Here is a 15,030-nt window from a genome sequence, read left to right on the forward strand (position 1 = left end):
CTACGTTCCGGCCCCGCGTCCCCTGTCCGCCGTGCCCGTTCCGCCGCCGCGCGGTACGGGGTCCCGGTGAGTGAAGGAGTGCAGTCCCGATGAGTACCAGTTCCCGTTATCCGTTCACCGCGATCGTCGGTCAGGACGACCTGCGGCTGGCGCTGCTGCTGAACGCGGTCTCCCCGGCGGTCGGCGGTGTCCTCGTCCGGGGGGAGAAGGGCACCGCCAAGTCGACGGCGGTGCGCGCGCTGGCCGCGCTGCTGCCGCCGGTGCGGACCGTGGAGGGGTGCCGGTTCTCCTGCGACCCGGACGCGCCCGAGCCGGGATGCCCGGACGGGCCGCATCCGGTGGACGGGCCGGGCGGCGAGCGGCCGGCGCGGATGGTGGAACTGCCGGTCGGCGCCTCCGAGGACCGGCTGGTGGGCGCGCTCGACATCGAACGGGCCCTGGCCGAGGGCGTGAAGGCGTTCGAGCCGGGCCTGCTGGCCGACGCGCACCGGGGCATCCTCTACGTCGACGAGGTCAACCTCCTCCACGACCACCTCATCGACCTGCTGCTCGACGCGGCGGCGATGGGCGCCTCGTACGTGGAGCGAGAGGGCGTCTCGGTGCGGCACGCGGCCCGGTTCCTGCTGGTCGGCACCATGAACCCGGAGGAGGGCGAGCTGCGGCCCCAGCTCCTCGACCGGTTCGGGCTGACCGTCGAGGTGGCCGCCTCCCGAAAGCCGGACCAGCGCGTCGAGGTGGTGCGCCGCCGGCTCGCCTTCGAGGACGACCCGGCCGCCTTCGCGGGCCGCTGGTCCGGCGAGGAGGCGGAGCTGCGCGGGCGGGTGGCCGCCGCCCGGGCGCTGCTGCCCCGGGTGCGCCTGGGTGACGGCGCGCTGCGCCGGATCGCCGCGGTCTGCGCGGCGTTCGAGGTGGACGGGATGCGCGGCGACCTGGTGATGGCCCGCACCGCGACCGCGCTGGCCGCCTGGGCGGGCCGGACCGAGGTCGCCGTCGAGGACGTACGGCGGGCCGCGCTGCTGGCGCTGCCGCACCGGCGGCGCCGCAACCCCTTCGACGCGCCGGGGCTGGACGAGGAGAAGCTCGACGAGGTCCTGCGGGACGCGGCGGCCGACGGCCCCGAGGACGAGCCGCCGACGCCGCCCGGGGACCCGGACGGCGGCGACGGGCCCGGCCCGGACGGCGGCGGGGGCGGGCAGCCGGGCACCGGCGACGGTGCCGACGGCTCCGGCGGCCTCCCGCCGCAGCGCGCCGAGGACGTCGGCGCCCCGGCGCCCGGGGACGCCCCCGAGGCGCTGACCGGCGCGGGGCCCGGCGAGTCCGGCGGCGGTACGCCCCGCCCGGCCTCCTCGGAGCAGCCGGCGGTGGCGGCGGGCGAGCCGTTCCGCACCAGGGTGCTGAGCGTGCCGGGGCTCGGCGCGGGCGCGGCCGGCCGCAGGTCGCGGGCGCGTACGGAGCACGGCCGGACCACCGGCGCGACCCGTCCCGAGGGTGCGCTGACCAAGCTGCACCTGACGGCGACGGTCCGGGCGGCGGCCCCGCACCAGCGGGCGCGCGGCCGGGCGGGGCGGGGCCTGGTGGTCCGCCGCGACGATCTGCGGCAGGCGACCCGGGAGGGCCGGGAGGGCAACCTCGTGCTCTTCGTGGTGGACGCCTCCGGGTCGATGGCCGCGCGCAGGCGGATGGGCGCGGTCAAGGGGGCGGTGCTGTCGCTGCTCCTCGACGCCTACCAGCGGCGCGACAAGGTGGGCCTGGTGACGTTCCGGGGCCGCGAGGCCGAGGTGGCGCTGCCGCCGACCTCGTCGGTGGACGCGGCCGCCGCCCGCCTGACGTCACTGCCGACCGGCGGGCGGACCCCGCTGGCGGCGGGGCTGCTCAAGGCCCACGACGTCCTGCGGGTGGAGCGGCTGCGGGACGCCACGCGCCGCCCGCTGCTGGTCGTCGTCACCGACGGCCGGGCCACCGGCGGTCCGGCGCCGGCGGCGCTGGCGGCCAGGGCGGCCCGGCTGCACGCCGCCGAGGCGACGGCGAGCGTGGTCGTCGACTGCGAGGCGGGCCCGGTCCGCCTCGGGCTCGCCGGTGAACTCGCCCGCGAACTGCGGGGCACCGCCGTCGCCTTGGCCGAGCTGCGGGCCGACGCGCTCACCGGCCTGGTCAAGGACGTCACCGAGCACCACAGCGCCAGGAGGGCCGCGTAATGCCGCAGGGACAGCCGTCCGTCGTCCCCGAGGACGGACTCACCACACGTCAGCGCCGCAACCGCCCGCTGGTCGCGGTCCACACCGGCCCGGGCAAGGGCAAGTCGACGGCCGCCTTCGGCCTGGCGCTGCGCGCCTGGAACCAGGGGTGGCCGATCGGGGTGTTCCAGTTCGTCAAGTCGGCGAAGTGGAAGGTCGGCGAGGAGAACGCACTGAAGGTGCTGGGCGCCAGCGGCGAGGGCGGCCGCGTCGACTGGCACAAGATGGGCGAGGGCTGGTCCTGGGTCCAGCGCGACGACCAGCAGGACAACGAGGCCAAGGCCCGCGAGGGCTGGGAGCAGGTCAAGCGCGACCTGGCGGCCCAGACGTACCGGCTGTACGTGCTGGACGAGTTCGCCTATCCGCTGCGCTGGGGGTGGATCGGCACCGCCGAGGTCATCGAGGTGCTGCGGGCCCGGCCCGGCAACCAGCACGTGGTGATCACCGGCCGGGACGCCCCCGCCGAACTGGTCGGCTTCGCCGACCTGGTCACCGAGATGACCAAGGTGAAGCACCCGATGGACGCGGGCCGGAAGGGCCAGCGGGGCATCGAGTGGTGAGTACGCTGCGCGTCCCCCGACTGGTGGTGGCGGCCCCGTCGTCGGGCTCCGGCAAGACGACGGTGGCGACCGGCCTGATGGCCGCCTTCACGGCGCGGGGCCTGGCCGTCTCCCCGCACAAGGCGGGCCCCGACTACATCGACCCGGGCTACCACGCGCTGGCCACCGGCCGCCCGGGCCGCAACCTCGACGCCCACCTCTGCGGCACCGGCCTGCTCGGCCCGCTCTTCGCGCACGGCGCGGCCGGGGCCGACCTGGCCGTGGTCGAAGGTGTCATGGGGCTCTACGACGGCGCGGCCGGCCAGGGCGAGCTGGCGTCCACGGCGCAGTTGGCCAAGGCGCTGCGGGCGCCGGTGGTGCTGGTGGTCGACGGCTCCTCGCAGTCCCGTTCGGTGGCGGCGCTGGTGCACGGTTTCGCCTCCTGGGACCCCCAGGTGCGGATCGGCGGGGTGATCCTCAACAAGGTCGGCTCCGACCGGCACGAGGAACTGCTGCGGGCGGCCCTGGACGAGGCGGGCGTCGACGTGCTCGGCGTGCTGCGCCGCACCCCGCAGGCCGCGACGCCCTCCCGCCACCTGGGCCTGGTCCCGGTGGCGGAGCGTGAGCCGGACGCGGTGGCGGCGGTGGCCGCCCTGGCCGAGCAGGTCCGCGCCGGCTGCGACCTGGACGCGCTGTGGGCACTGGCCCGTTCGGCGCCGCCGCTCACCGGCGCGCCCTGGGACCCGGCCGGGGCGCTGGCCGGGACCGCCGCGCCCCCGCCCGCCGGGCCGCGCCCGGTGGTGGCGGTGGCGGGCGGCGCCGCCTTCACCTTCTCCTACGCCGAGCACGCCGAACTGCTGACGGCGGCCGGCGCCGAGGTGGTCCCCTTCGACCCGCTCCGCGACGAGCGGCTGCCCGAGTCCACCGGCGCGCTGGTGATCGGCGGCGGCTTCCCCGAGGTGTACGCGCCCGAGCTGTCGGCCAACGCCGCGCTCCGCGCCGAGGTGGCCGCGCTCGCCGCCGCCGGGGCGCCTGTCGCCGCCGAGTGCGCGGGCCTGCTCTACCTGGCGCGGGAGCTGGACGGCGCCCCGATGTGCGGCGTGCTGGACGCCGCCGCGCGGATGACGGAGCGGCTGACGCTGGGCTACCGGGACGCGGTGGCGGTCGGCGACAGCGTGCTGGCCCCGGCCGGGACACGGGTGGCGGGCCACGAGTTCCACCGCACCCGGCTGGAGCCCGGCGCGGGCGCCACCCCGGCGTGGGGCGTGGTGCGGCCCGGCCCGCCGCGCACCGAGGGCTTCGTGCGGGGCGGCGTGCACGCCTCCTACCTGCACGTCCACTGGGCCGCCCTGCCGTCTGCGGCGGCCGGGCTGGTGGCCCGCGCGGTGCGGCCGGGCGCCGCCGTATGACCAGGGCCGGGCTGGTGGTGGGCGTGGGCGCCTGCCGCGACGCCCCCGCCGAGGCCGTCCACGCCCTGGTACGCGAGGTACTGGCGGAGCTGGGCCCGGACGCCGGGCCGCTGCTGGAACTGGCCACCGTGGAGGCGAAGGCCACCGAGCCGGGCCTCGTCGAGGCGGCCCGGCTGCTGGGGGTCCAGCTGCGGTCCTGGGCGCCCGGGGTACTGGCCGAGGTGGCGACCCCGCACTCCTCGCCGACCGCGCTGGCGGCGCTCGGGGTGGCCTCGGTCGCGGAGGCCGCGGCGCTGGCGGGCGGCGGTGAACTCCTCGTGCCGAAGAGGAAGTCGGGCGGCCCTGGCCCGGCGGTGGCAACCTGCGCGGTGGCCCGGCGCGGGCCCGGGAGGGAGTGACGATGGACGAGCCCGACCTGCGCCACCACGGCGACGCCGAGGTACGCGGCGCCGGTCTGACTGACCTCGCGGTGAACGTGCGTACCGGCACACCCCCGCGCTGGCTGCGGGAGCGGATCGCCTCCTCGCTGGACGGCCTGGCCGCCTATCCGGACGGGCATGCGGCCCGCGCGGCGGTCGCGGCACGGCACGGCGTCGTGCCGGAACGGGTGCTGCTGACCTCCGGCGCGGCGGAGGCGTTCGTCCTGCTGGCGCGGGCGCTGCCGGTACGCCGTCCCGTCGTGGTCCACCCGCAGTTCACCGAGCCGGAGGCGGCACTGCGGGAGGCCGGACACCGGGTGGACCGGGTCCTGCTGCGCGAGGTCGACGGCTTCCGGCTGGACCCGGCCGCCGTCCCCGACGACGCCGACCTGGTGGTCGTCGGCAACCCCACCAACCCCACCTCGGTCCTGCACCCCGCGCGCGAACTGGTCCGGCTCGCCCGGCCGGGACGGGTACTCGTCGTGGACGAGGCCTTCATGGACGCGGTACCGGGCGAGCGGGAAGCCCTCGCCGGCCGTACCGACCTCCCCGGCCTGGTGGTCCTGCGCAGCCTCACCAAGACCTGGGGCCTGGCGGGCCTGCGCATCGGCTACCTCCTCGCCGCCCCGGAACTGATCACCCGGCTCACCTCCGCCCAGCCCCTGTGGCCGGTCTCCACCCCGGCCCTGACCGCCGCCGAGGCGTGCGTCTCCCCGGCGGCCCTGGCCGAGGCGGACCGGGCGGCCCAGCGCATCGCGGTGGACCGGGAGTCGCTGGTGACGGGCCTGGTGAGGCGGGCGGAGGCGGGCATACGCGTCGCGGGCCCGGCCGAGGCCCCCTTCGTCCTGATGAGGGCCGAGGGCGCGGCTGCCGTCCGCGAGGAGCTGCGCACCCTCGGCTTCGCGGTCCGCCGGGGCGACACCTTCCCGGGCCTGGGCCCCGACTGGCTCCGCCTGGCGGTCCGGGACGCGGCGACGACGGAGGCGTTCCTGGAGGCTCTGGACATGGCGCTGGCCCGGCGGGGGCGGGGCTGGGCGGCACGAGGTCCCCGGCGCCGGTACGGGCGACCGTGACACCCTGCCCGGCACGCCTGAACGCGCGTCGGCTTTCGGAGCTCTGGCAGAGGCGTACGAGCGGTTCGGGCCGGGCTGCCCGGTGGAACTCGCCGCTTCGTGACGAGCTGCGCGGGCCGCCCGGTCCGGACCCGCCCTGGAGGTCGGCGCCGGAACAGGTAGGCCATACGTCTGTTCGCCGGGCGGGGCATCGCGGTCGCCACCACCGGTCCCGACGCGGCCATGCTCGCCGAGCCGCGACGGCCCGTACCCACGGACGACGCCCCGTCGCGCCGGGTGCTGACCGGCGCGGAAGCCATCGCCGGGACCGATGGCGTCGTCGTAGGGGGCGGCCCAGGAGCTCGCCGCAGGCCGTCGCCGCGCATCGGGGCGGGCCGACGGCAGTCGACGGGCCCGGACCGCGCCCCGCGTACGGCTCCGCCCGACGCGTCCTCGGTGCGGGCGCCGGCCTCCCCCGGAACGCGGACCGCCCCCGCCCGGAAAAGGGGACGGCCGCCCCACGCGACCGTCCCCTCCGGTACGGGAGCGGGGCGCCCCACGCGCCCCGCTCCCGCCCGTCCGTACGGCCGGACGCCGTCTTCTCTCCGACGTCCGGCCTCCTCCGCCGCACAGCGCACCCCCGGCAGCCGCGCGGCGGGGTCGGATCAGGCGCGCTTGCGGCGGGTCAGGGCGAGGGCGCCGCCGCCCGCGGCGAGCAGGAGGACGGCACCGCCCGCGAGGTAGGGGGTCATGGAGCTGCCGCCGGTCTCGGCGAGGTTCTCGGTAGCGGGGGCCTTGCCGGTCTGGGCGGTGACGCCGTCGTCCTCGGTCTTCACCTGCTCGGCACCGGAGTCCTCGGCCGGCTTCTCGGCCTCCTGCTCACCGGCCGGCTCCTCGGCGGCGGGCTTCTCCTCCTCGGGCGCGGGGGCCGGGGCGGCGGGAGCCTCGCAGGTGGCTCCGCCGAGGGTGACGGTGCCGTCGACCTCGGCGACCCCGAGCTTCAGCGGGTTGACGGCGACCTTCAGCTCCAGGGCGGTGGCCGCGGCGGTGGAGGTGGTGGTGTGCCGCTCGGAGAGGTTGAGGGTGACCTCGCCGACGCCGTCCACCTTGACCTCGGTGGTGCCGCCGGCGGTGAGGTCGACGCGCTTGCCGAGGACCGTGACCTGGCCGAGCACGTTGGCCTCGGCGACCGGCTTCTTCCCGGCCTCGCAGAGCGCAGTGGAGGTGACCTTCTCGACCTCCAGCAGCGGCAGGAGGGGCAGGCCCGGCAGGTGCACCTCGGCGTGGGCGAGCGTGGTGTGCCCCTGCGCCTGGTGCTCGTCAGCGGTGGCCTTCGCCTCGGCGACCTGGGCGCTGAGCACACGGAACGGCTCACCGTTGTTGACGCCGGAGAGTTCGGCGGTCAGCGCCGTCTTCTCGGCGCTCTGCGGCGCGTGGACCTCGTTGAGCGCGACCCTCAGCGGCACGTTGACGGTCTTGTTGAGCAGCGAGACGTCGAGGCCGGTGCGCAGGACGACCGCGTCCGCCCGCCCGTGGTCGCCGGTGGCGTGGGCCGTGGTGGCCGAGGCGAGGGCGAGCGGTGCCGCGACGAGCAGACCGGCCGCCGAAGCGGCCACCAGACGGCGCGCGGGCATGCGGAAGTTGGTGCTGTTCAAGATGGTGAAACCCCCACAGAGACATGGAGCCGCCGGGGACCGCGCCTGGGGACAGGCGGTCGCCGACGACGTCGTTGCCGGAATCTTTACGCACTGTGGGTGAATGAGCGACAACCTGGGGCGAGTTCACTCCAAAGGGGGGTTTTGGTGCACGCGTTCGACCTTATCGGCACGGCCGTTCCCTCCGAGTCGCCCGCACCCCCCTGCTTCCCGCCCCCCGAGGGGTGTACGGACGGCGTACGCGGGCGCGGGGCCGTTACGGGGGCCGGAGCACAACGACGCCGCTCCGGCCCCCGTAACGGCCCGTCAACACCCCTCTCGCGGTCAGGCGACGACCTTGCCGCCGATCACCACCCGGCGGGGCGCCGCCAGCACCCGGACGTCGGCGCGCGGGTCGCTCGCGTAGACCACCAGGTCGCCCGGTGCCCCTTCGGCCAGCCCGGGCCGGCCGAGCCAGTCGCGGGCGCCCCACGCCGTGGCGGAGAGCGCGTCGAGCGGCGGGATGCCGGCGGTGACCAGTTCGGCCACCTCGGCGGCGACCAGGCCGTGCGGGAGGCTGCCGCCCGCGTCGGTGCCGACGAAGACGGGGATGCCGGCGTCCCAGGCGGAGCGGACGGTGTCGTACCGGCGCTCGTACAGCCGCCGCATGCGGGCCGACCAGTCGGGGAACTTCGCCTCGCCGCCCGCCGCGAGGTCGGGGAAGGTGGCGATGTTGACCAGGGTGGGGACGATGGCGACGCCGCGTTCGGCGAAGAGCGGGATGGTGTCCTCGGTGAGCCCGGTGGCGTGCTCGACGCAGTCGATGCCCGCCTCGACCAGGTCGCGCAGCGAGTCCTCGGCGAAGCAGTGGGCGGTGACCCGGGCGCCGAGCCGGTGCGCCTCGGCGATGGCGGCCTCGACCGCCTCGCGGGGCCAGCAGGGCGTCAGATCGCCCTCGCCCCGGTCGATCCAGTCGCCGACCAGCTTGACCCAGCCGTCACCGCGCCGCGCCTCCTGGCCGACGTACGCGACGAGTTCGTCCGGCTCGATCTCGTGGGCGTAGTTGCGGATGTAGCGGCGGGTGCGCGCGATGTGGCGGCCTGCGCGGACGACGCGGGGCAGGTCGTCGCGGTCGTCCATCCAGCGGGTGTCGCTCGGGGAGCCGGCGTCGCGCAGCAGCAGCGCCCCGGCGTCACGGTCGGTGAGCGCCTGCCGCTCGGCGACGTCGGCGGCGACCGGTCCGTGCCGGTCCAGGCCGACGTGGCAGTGGGCGTCGACCAGGCCCGGCAGCGCCCACCCCTCGACGGTCCGCACCTCGCGGGCGCCCGGCGGCCGGGTGAAGGCGATCCGCCCGCCCACCACCCAGAGTTCGTCCCTGACTTCCTGGGGACCGACCAGTATCCGGCCCTTCACGTGCAGCACCATGTCTTCGCTCATGCACGGCAGCGTAGGACCCGGTGGGTACGCTCGAACCGGCAGCCCGACGACCGACCGGCGAAGAGAGCACCCCCGTGACCCACCCCCTCCTGGACCTGACCCCGCTGACCGCCGCGCATTTCGCGAACATCGAGCGTCGCGTCGCGTCGCTGCTCTCCACCTCGCAGGACGTCGTCATCACCCAGGGTGAGGCGCTGCTGCCGCTGGAGGGCTGCATCCGCGGCGCGGCGGGCCCGGACACCACCGCGCTCAACGTGATCACCGGCCCGTACGGGCAGACCTTCGGTGCCTGGCTGCGCGACTGCGGGGCGCGGGTGATCGACCTGGCGGTGCCCTACGACTCGGCGGTGAGCGCCGCCCAGGTCGCCGAGGCGCTGGCGGAGCACCCGGAGACCGGGTTCGTCTCGCTGGTGCACGCCGAGGCCGCGACCGGCAACACCAACCCGGTCGCGGAGATCGGCCGGGTGGTGCGCGAGCACGGCGCGCTCTTCATGGTGGACGCGGTGGCGTCGGTCGGCGCCGAGCCGCTGCTCCCGGACGCCTGGGGCGTGGACCTCTGCGTGATCGGCGCCCAGAAGGCGCTCGGCGGGCCCGCCGGGGTCTCGGCGGTCTCGGTGAGCGAGCGTGCCTGGCAGCGGCTGGCGGCCAACCCCGGGGCGCCGCGCCGCTCGTACCTCTCGCTGCTGGACTGGAAGGAGCGGTGGATCGACGCCGGGCGCACCGCCCTGCTGCACGCCCCCGCCCAGTTGGAGATGCTGGCGCTCCAGGCGTGCGTGGAGCGGATCGAGGACGAGGGCCTGGAGACGGTGATCGGCCGGCACGCCCGGGCGGCGGCGGCCACCCGGGCAGGCGTGGAGGCGATCGGCGGCGGTTTCGCGCCGTACGTCCGCCAGGCGCGGGACGCGGCGCCGGTGGCGACCACGCTGCGGGCGCCGGAGGGTGTCGACGCCTCGGAGCTGGTGGCGCGGGCGCTGGCGGCGGACCCGGTGCTGCCGCTGGTCGCGGGCGGCGGGGCGCTGGCCAAGGAGATGATCCGGGTCAACCACTACGGCACGGCCGCGGCCGGCTCCACCGTCCACTCCTGCCTGGCCGCGCTGGGGGCGGCGCTGACCGACCTCACGGGCCGGTCGGTCGACCTGGACGCGGCGCGGCGCGCGACGACCGCGGCCTGGGAGCGCCCCGCGGGCTGACCCCGCGGCACCGGCCCGGCGGGCCGTCCGGTGCGCGGCTCACGCCGCGCGCGGGGCGGCCCGTCGGCTTTTCCCGTTCTCCGCCCCCGGGTACGCCGAAGTCCGCACCGACTTCGGCACGGACAACAAACAATATTTTTATCGATAGACCTACTACAGGGAATTCCGAATTCTTTCCCGCCCACCTTCCCCTATTCGTCTGCCCGCTCCCTCCGAAGCTAAACGCATCGATTTTCCGGACACCGAAACCGTGTAATTCGGACGCGTCGCGCATGCGTTACGCACTTGTGACTGACTCCACACGGTGACCGTTTCACGCTCTATATGCATGACAAATTACCATATTCCGGCGGCCGTCCGCGCAGGCGCACCCCCGCGCCCGATAACACAGAAGGTGCTGTCATGTAACCCTGACCCGCGATGCATTTTTCAGATTCGATCGGTAAATTCAATTTGCATGACCGCCGCACAAGCCGACCTTGCACGTGGCCGATCCACCATGAAGGAAATGCCAGAGGATTTGCGCCTGGACCACCCGGGCGTCGAGGACGGGGCAGCCATCTGGCGCATCGCCCGTGACTCACGCACCCTCGACCTCAACTCCTCCTACAGCTACCTCCTGTGGTGTCGCGACTTCGCCGGCACCTCCGTGGTGGCGCGCGACGCCGACGGCGAGCCGGTCGGGTTCGTGACCGGGTACTTCCGGCCCGAGCGCCCGCACACCCTCGTCGTCTGGCAGGTCGCCGTGGACGCCTCGCAGCGCGGACGCGGCCTCGCCGCCGCCCTGCTGGACGGGCTCACCGACCGGCTCCGTGAGAAGGGGCGGCTGGACGGGATCGAAACCACCATCACCCCGGGCAACACGCCCTCCGAGCGCCTCTTCACCTCGTACGCCAAGCGCCACGGCGCCGAGCTGGAGCGCGAGGTCCTCTTCGGTGCCGGGCTCTTCCCCGACGGGGGGCACGACCCCGAGGTGCTGTACCGCATCGGACCGTTCGCCGACTGACACCGGAACGCACACGCGACTCAAGGTCCGGCCGGGAAGCAGGCCCCCGGCCGCCCTTCCGCACGCATCCCCGACTTCCGCCCCGCTTCACCCCCCATCTCCCAGGAGAGCAGTCGTGACCATCACCCCGCCCGCCCTGAGCGTCTTCGAGACCCTTGAGTCGGAGGTACGGAGCTACTGCCGCAGCTGGCCCGCCGTCTTCGACCGGGCCCAGGGCAGCTACCTGTACGACGAGGACGGCCACACCTACCTCGACTTCTTCGCCGGCGCCGGCGCCCTCAACTACGGCCACAACAACCCGGTGCTGAAACGCGCGCTCATCGACTACATCGAGCGCGACGGCATCACCCACGGCCTGGACATGGGCACCACCGCCAAGCGCGCGTTCCTGGAGACCTTCCAGAACGTGCTGCTGCGCCCGCGTGACCTGCCGTACAAGGTCATGTTCCCCGGCCCGACGGGCACCAACGCCGTCGAGTCGGCGCTGAAGCTGGCCCGCAAGGTCAAGGGCCGCGAGTCCATCGTCTCCTTCACCAACGCCTTCCACGGCATGTCGCTCGGCTCGCTCGCCGTGACCGGCAACGCCTTCAAGCGCGCCGGTGCCGGCATCCCGCTGGTGCACGGCACGCCGATGCCGTTCGACAACTACTTCGACGGCACCGTGCAGGACTTCCTGTGGTTCGAGCGGCTGCTGTCGGACCAGGGCTCGGGCCTCAACACCCCGGCCGCGGTCATCGTCGAGACGATCCAGGGCGAGGGCGGCATCAACGTGGCCCGGCCCGAGTGGCTGCGCGCCCTGGCAGACCTGTGCAAGCGCCGCGACATGCTGCTGATCGTCGACGACATCCAGATGGGCTGCGGCCGTACCGGCCCGTTCTTCTCCTTCGAGGAGGCGGGCATCACCCCGGACATCGTCACCCTGTCGAAGTCCATCGGCGGCTACGGCCTGCCGATGTCGCTCTGCCTGTTCAAGCCCGAGCTGGACATCTGGGAGCCGGGCGAGCACAACGGCACCTTCCGGGGCAACAACCCGGCCTTCGTCACCGCCGCCGCCGCGCTGGACGCGTACTGGAGCGACGGCCAGATGGAGAAGCAGACCCTCGCCCGGGGCGAGCAGGTCGAGCAGGCGCTCACCGCCATCCTCGACGAGCACGGCGGCGAGGCCATCTCCTCCGTCCGCGGCCGGGGGCTGGTCTGGGGCATGGAGTTCAGCGACAAGTCCCGCGCGGGCGCCGTCTCCAAGCGCGCCTTCGAGCTGGGTCTGCTGGTCGAGACTTCCGGGCCGGAGAGCGAGGTGGTCAAGCTGCTGCCGCCGCTCACCGTGAGCCCGGACGAGCTGGACGAGGGTCTGCGCATCCTCGCCCGCGCCGTCCGAGAGACGGCCTGACACACACCGACGGAAGAAAGGGCACGACCACACTGTGATCGTCCGATCGTTCAAGGACATCGAGAACACCGACCGGCACGTCAAGTCGGCGTCCGGCACCTGGGAGAGCAAGCGCATCGTGCTCGCCAAGGAGAAGGTCGGCTTCTCGCTGCACGAGACCATCCTCTACGCGGGCACCGAGACCGACATGTGGTACGCCAACCACATCGAGGCCGTGCTCTGCGTCGAGGGTGAGGCCGAGCTGACCAACCGCGAAACGGGCGAGACCCACTGGATCGAGCCCGGCACGATGTACTTGCTGAACGGCCACGAGAAGCACACCCTGAGGCCGAAGACAGATTTCCGCTGCGTCTGCGTCTTCAACCCTCCCGTGACCGGACGGGAGGACCACGACGAGAACGGCGTCTACCCGCTGCTGACCGAGGAGGACTGAGTCATGACTGTCGCGTCGGAGCGCACCGATCTCTACCCGAGCCGGACTGCAACCGAGGTGACGATCCCGCGCAAGGACCCCGTGGTGTGGTCCTCGCAGGACGCCCCTGGACCCATTACGCGGTCCGACCTGCAGTCGTACGACGAGAACGGCTTCCTCGCCGTCGAGGAGCTGATCACCCCCGAGGAGGTCGGGGTCTACCGGGCCGAACTGGACCGGCTGATCGCCGACCCGCTCATCCGGGCCGACGAGCGCGCCGTCGTCGAGCCCAAGTCGGAGAAGGTCCGCTCGGTCTTCGAGGTCCACCGGATCAGTGAGGTCTTCGCCGGGCTCGTCCGCGACGAGCGGCTGCTGGACCGGGCCCGGCAGATCCTCGGCTCGGACGTCTACGTCCACCAGTCGCGGATCAACGTCAAGCCGGGCTTCGGGGCCTCCGGGTTCTACTGGCACTCGGACTTCGAGACCTGGCACGCCGAGGACGGGCTGCCCAGGATGCGCGCGGTGTCCGTCTCGATCGCGCTGACCGAGAACTACGACACCAACGGCGGCCTCATGATCATGCCGGGGTCGCACCGCACCTACGTGGGGTGCAGCGGCGTGACGCCGAAGGACAACTACAAGCGGTCGCTCCAGATGCAGGACGCGGGCATCCCCTCCGACGAGGTGCTGACCGAGTTCGCCGACCAGCACGGCATCAAGCTGTTCACCGGCCGGGCCGGTTCGGCCACCTGGTTCGACTGCAACGCCATGCACGGCTCCGGGGACAACATCACCCCGTACCCGCGCAGCAACGTGTTCATCGTCTTCAACAGCGTCGAGAACGCTGCTGAGGAGCCCTTCGCGGCGCCGGTGCGGCGCCCGGAGTTCATCGGGGCGCGTGACTTCACCCCGGTGAGGTGAACCCGGTCCGCCCGCTTCACCCGAGTGGAGCAGGCGGACCGGATGAGTCGCTGGCAGCGGCTCACCACGCACCGGCGCACACGGCGCCCGGGCCACGGGACCGGGGGCGGCCACAGGCGGGCCGCTCCCGGTCCGGTTGCGTTCCACGGGGTTGTCCCGCGAGCGGCGCCGGACGGGCCCATCGGCCACCAGCTCGTGACCCGGGAGGCGCGGCCGCACCGGACCGCCACCGGACAGGGCTGCGCGAGACGGGCCCCGCCCCGGCCAGGAGATCGAGCTGGAGAAGGCGCTCGCCCTGGCCCACCAGTTCGAGGAGGCCGCCCCCGAGACCCCGGTCGTCCTCACCGTCGACGAGCTCAAGCGCCTCGCGCGCAACGCGGCCGAGCTGATGACGCTGTCCGCCGAGCTCCAGGCCGGCGGCATCCGGCTCGGACTCCTCGCCGGGCCGCTCACCGGCATCTACGACCCCAACGGCATGGGCGCCATGTTCTTCGCCGTCCTCGCCGTCGCCGGCCAGATCGAGCGCAACTGCATCCGGGAGAAGACCCTCGAAGGCCAGGTCATCGCCGCGTCCAAGGGCAACCGCGGCGGACGCCCGAAGGTCGTCGACGGCGGCATGCTCACCTTCGCCGTCGCGCTGAAGGACAAGGGCGTCCCAGTCCCCGAGATCGCCAAGAAGCTGACCCTCAAGGTCGGAAAGAACGCGGGCAAGTCTCCATCGGTCGCCTCGTTGTACCGGGCCCTCGCGGAAGCTGAGGCGGCAGCGGGTGGACGACGGCCTGCCGATGCGGCCCAAGCCCGTACGCATCCGTCGGACCGGGGAGCCGCTCAGCGCCGAGGGGATCGAGCTACGCGAACGGCTCCAGGCCCAGCCCCACCCGAACGTCGAGCTGCGGTAGACCCGCATCGATCCCATGATCACCGGCTTGGCGTCACCCGTTGTACCGCTGTGCCCCAAGGCCGGCGGTGCAGGGCGCCGGGTCGGTCGCGACGGGCCTCGCCGCCGGGACGCTGCTGCGGCGCCTCGGCGAGCGGGGGTTCGCCGCCGGGGGCTGCGCCCTCTTCGGCCTGGGCGTCGCGGCCCGGGCGACGCCCCGGTGCTCGCCGGCAGCCTGCTGATCGGCGCCGGTCTGCCCGGTGCCCTGATCGCCGCGCTCACGGCGGTGCAACGGGAGACGCCCGCCGACCGCCTCGGGGTGGCGGCCGGCCGGGTCCACACCCTGCTGTACGCACCGAACGCGGTGGCCCTGCCGGCGGGAGCCGGCCTGCTCGCGGTCGCCGACCACCGGGTGCTGCTGGTGGCCGCCGGGGCGGGGGCTCTCGGCTGTGCCGCGTGGCTGGTGCGGGGCGTCCGTTCGGGGGAAGCGGGAGAAGTTCCGCGCAGGTAAGG

14 protein-coding genes and 1 pseudogene are annotated in these 15,030 nt (G+C 74.3%); 13 read left to right on the plus strand and 2 right to left on the minus strand.

From position 1 onward, the window contains the following. The first annotated feature begins 89 nt into the window (after positions 1-89). Genes ACSLIC_RS04350 through cobC form a run of 5 tightly spaced genes read left to right on the plus strand, consistent with a single transcriptional unit; the run spans position 90 to position 5,674 of the window. The gene (locus ACSLIC_RS04350) at positions 90-2,195 is read left to right on the plus strand and encodes a putative cobaltochelatase (RefSeq protein ID WP_436736343.1); all 2,106 of its coding nucleotides are present in this window, start codon (positions 90-92) and stop codon (positions 2,193-2,195) included. Continuing rightward, positions 2,195-2,794, plus strand: a complete 600-nt coding sequence (gene cobO / locus ACSLIC_RS04355; RefSeq protein WP_436736344.1) for a cob(I)yrinic acid a,c-diamide adenosyltransferase — start codon at positions 2,195-2,197, stop codon at positions 2,792-2,794. Before ACSLIC_RS04350 ends, cobO begins: the two co-directional genes overlap by 1 nt. Continuing rightward, positions 2,791-4,182 (plus strand): cobyrinate a,c-diamide synthase, encoded by a 1,392-nt coding sequence (locus ACSLIC_RS04360; RefSeq protein WP_436736345.1) that lies wholly within the window; start codon positions 2,791-2,793, stop codon positions 4,180-4,182. Before cobO ends, ACSLIC_RS04360 begins: the two co-directional genes overlap by 4 nt. Further along, complete coding sequence (locus ACSLIC_RS04365) at positions 4,179-4,580, plus strand: cobalamin biosynthesis protein (protein WP_436736346.1); 402 nt, start codon at positions 4,179-4,181, stop codon at positions 4,578-4,580. The genes ACSLIC_RS04360 and ACSLIC_RS04365 overlap by 4 nt, the downstream gene beginning before the upstream one ends. Before the next feature lie 2 nt (positions 4,581-4,582). Next, entirely contained in the window at positions 4,583-5,674 is a 1,092-nt protein-coding gene (cobC, locus tag ACSLIC_RS04370; protein ID WP_436736347.1) for an Rv2231c family pyridoxal phosphate-dependent protein CobC, read from the plus strand. 644 nt (positions 5,675-6,318) lie between these two features. Here cobC and ACSLIC_RS04375 read toward each other — a convergent pair. Both ACSLIC_RS04375 and ACSLIC_RS04380 read right to left on the minus strand, forming a co-directional pair. Then, positions 6,319-7,308: an SCO1860 family LAETG-anchored protein gene (locus ACSLIC_RS04375; RefSeq protein ID WP_436736348.1), complete on the minus strand. Its 990-nt coding sequence runs from the start codon at positions 7,306-7,308 to the stop codon at positions 6,319-6,321. Between the two features lie 324 nt (positions 7,309-7,632). After that, positions 7,633-8,724 carry an amidohydrolase family protein gene (locus ACSLIC_RS04380; protein ID WP_436736349.1) on the minus strand — a complete coding sequence of 364 codons (1,092 nt, stop codon included), beginning with the start codon at positions 8,722-8,724 and terminating at the stop codon, positions 7,633-7,635. A 74-nt stretch (positions 8,725-8,798) separates the two neighbouring features. Here ACSLIC_RS04380 and ACSLIC_RS04385 point away from each other — a divergent pair, with 74 nt between their 5' ends. The 8 genes and pseudogenes from ACSLIC_RS04385 to ACSLIC_RS04420 all read left to right on the plus strand — a co-directional run bounded on the left by ACSLIC_RS04385 (position 8,799) and on the right by ACSLIC_RS04420 (position 15,028). After that, on the plus strand, positions 8,799-9,914 hold the full coding sequence (locus ACSLIC_RS04385; RefSeq protein ID WP_436736350.1) for a pyridoxal-phosphate-dependent aminotransferase family protein: 1,116 nt from the start codon (positions 8,799-8,801) through the stop codon (positions 9,912-9,914). Positions 9,915-10,413: 499 nt separating this feature from the next. Continuing rightward, entirely contained in the window at positions 10,414-10,920 is a 507-nt protein-coding gene (ectA, locus tag ACSLIC_RS04390) for a diaminobutyrate acetyltransferase (RefSeq protein ID WP_436736351.1), read from the plus strand. 115 nt (positions 10,921-11,035) lie between these two features. Beyond that, positions 11,036-12,307: a diaminobutyrate--2-oxoglutarate transaminase gene (gene ectB, locus ACSLIC_RS04395; RefSeq protein WP_436736352.1), complete on the plus strand. Its 1,272-nt coding sequence runs from the start codon at positions 11,036-11,038 to the stop codon at positions 12,305-12,307. Positions 12,308-12,341: 34 nt separating this feature from the next. After that, positions 12,342-12,740: an ectoine synthase gene (locus ACSLIC_RS04400; protein ID WP_003947422.1), complete on the plus strand. Its 399-nt coding sequence runs from the start codon at positions 12,342-12,344 to the stop codon at positions 12,738-12,740. Between the two features lie 3 nt (positions 12,741-12,743). Further along, entirely contained in the window at positions 12,744-13,640 is an 897-nt protein-coding gene (thpD, locus tag ACSLIC_RS04405) for an ectoine hydroxylase (RefSeq protein ID WP_436736353.1), read from the plus strand. A gap of 295 nt (positions 13,641-13,935) precedes the next feature. Then, positions 13,936-14,211 (plus strand): annotated as a pseudogene (locus ACSLIC_RS04410) (recombinase family protein); the annotation flags it as partial. 196 nt (positions 14,212-14,407) lie between these two features. Further along, positions 14,408-14,539, plus strand: coding sequence for a hypothetical protein (locus ACSLIC_RS04415; protein ID WP_436736354.1), 132 nt, complete (start codon positions 14,408-14,410; stop codon positions 14,537-14,539). A 198-nt stretch (positions 14,540-14,737) separates the two neighbouring features. Further along, on the plus strand, positions 14,738-15,028 hold the full coding sequence (locus ACSLIC_RS04420; protein WP_436736355.1) for a hypothetical protein: 291 nt from the start codon (positions 14,738-14,740) through the stop codon (positions 15,026-15,028). Positions 15,029-15,030 lie beyond the last annotated feature (2 nt).

The sequence above is a fragment of the Streptomyces sp. BBFR102 genome (assembly GCF_051397025.1).
In the GTDB taxonomy this organism is placed as follows: domain Bacteria; phylum Actinomycetota; class Actinomycetes; order Streptomycetales; family Streptomycetaceae; genus Streptomyces.

What these genes read in the sequence shown, in the direction of transcription:
- ACSLIC_RS04350 (WP_436736343.1), top strand. Translation starts at nt 90, where the DNA reads ATGAGTACCAGTTCCCGTTATCCGTTCACCGCGATCGTCGGTCAGGAC.
- ectA (WP_436736351.1), top strand. Translation starts at nt 10,414, where the DNA reads ATGAAGGAAATGCCAGAGGATTTGCGCCTGGACCACCCGGGCGTCGAG.
- ACSLIC_RS04380 (WP_436736349.1), bottom strand. Translation starts at nt 8,724, where the DNA reads ATGAGCGAAGACATGGTGCTGCACGTGAAGGGCCGGATACTGGTCGGT.
- cobC (WP_436736347.1), top strand. Translation starts at nt 4,583, where the DNA reads ATGGACGAGCCCGACCTGCGCCACCACGGCGACGCCGAGGTACGCGGC.
- ACSLIC_RS04365 (WP_436736346.1), top strand. Translation starts at nt 4,179, where the DNA reads ATGACCAGGGCCGGGCTGGTGGTGGGCGTGGGCGCCTGCCGCGACGCC.
- cobO (WP_436736344.1), top strand. Translation starts at nt 2,195, where the DNA reads ATGCCGCAGGGACAGCCGTCCGTCGTCCCCGAGGACGGACTCACCACA.
- thpD (WP_436736353.1), top strand. Translation starts at nt 12,744, where the DNA reads ATGACTGTCGCGTCGGAGCGCACCGATCTCTACCCGAGCCGGACTGCA.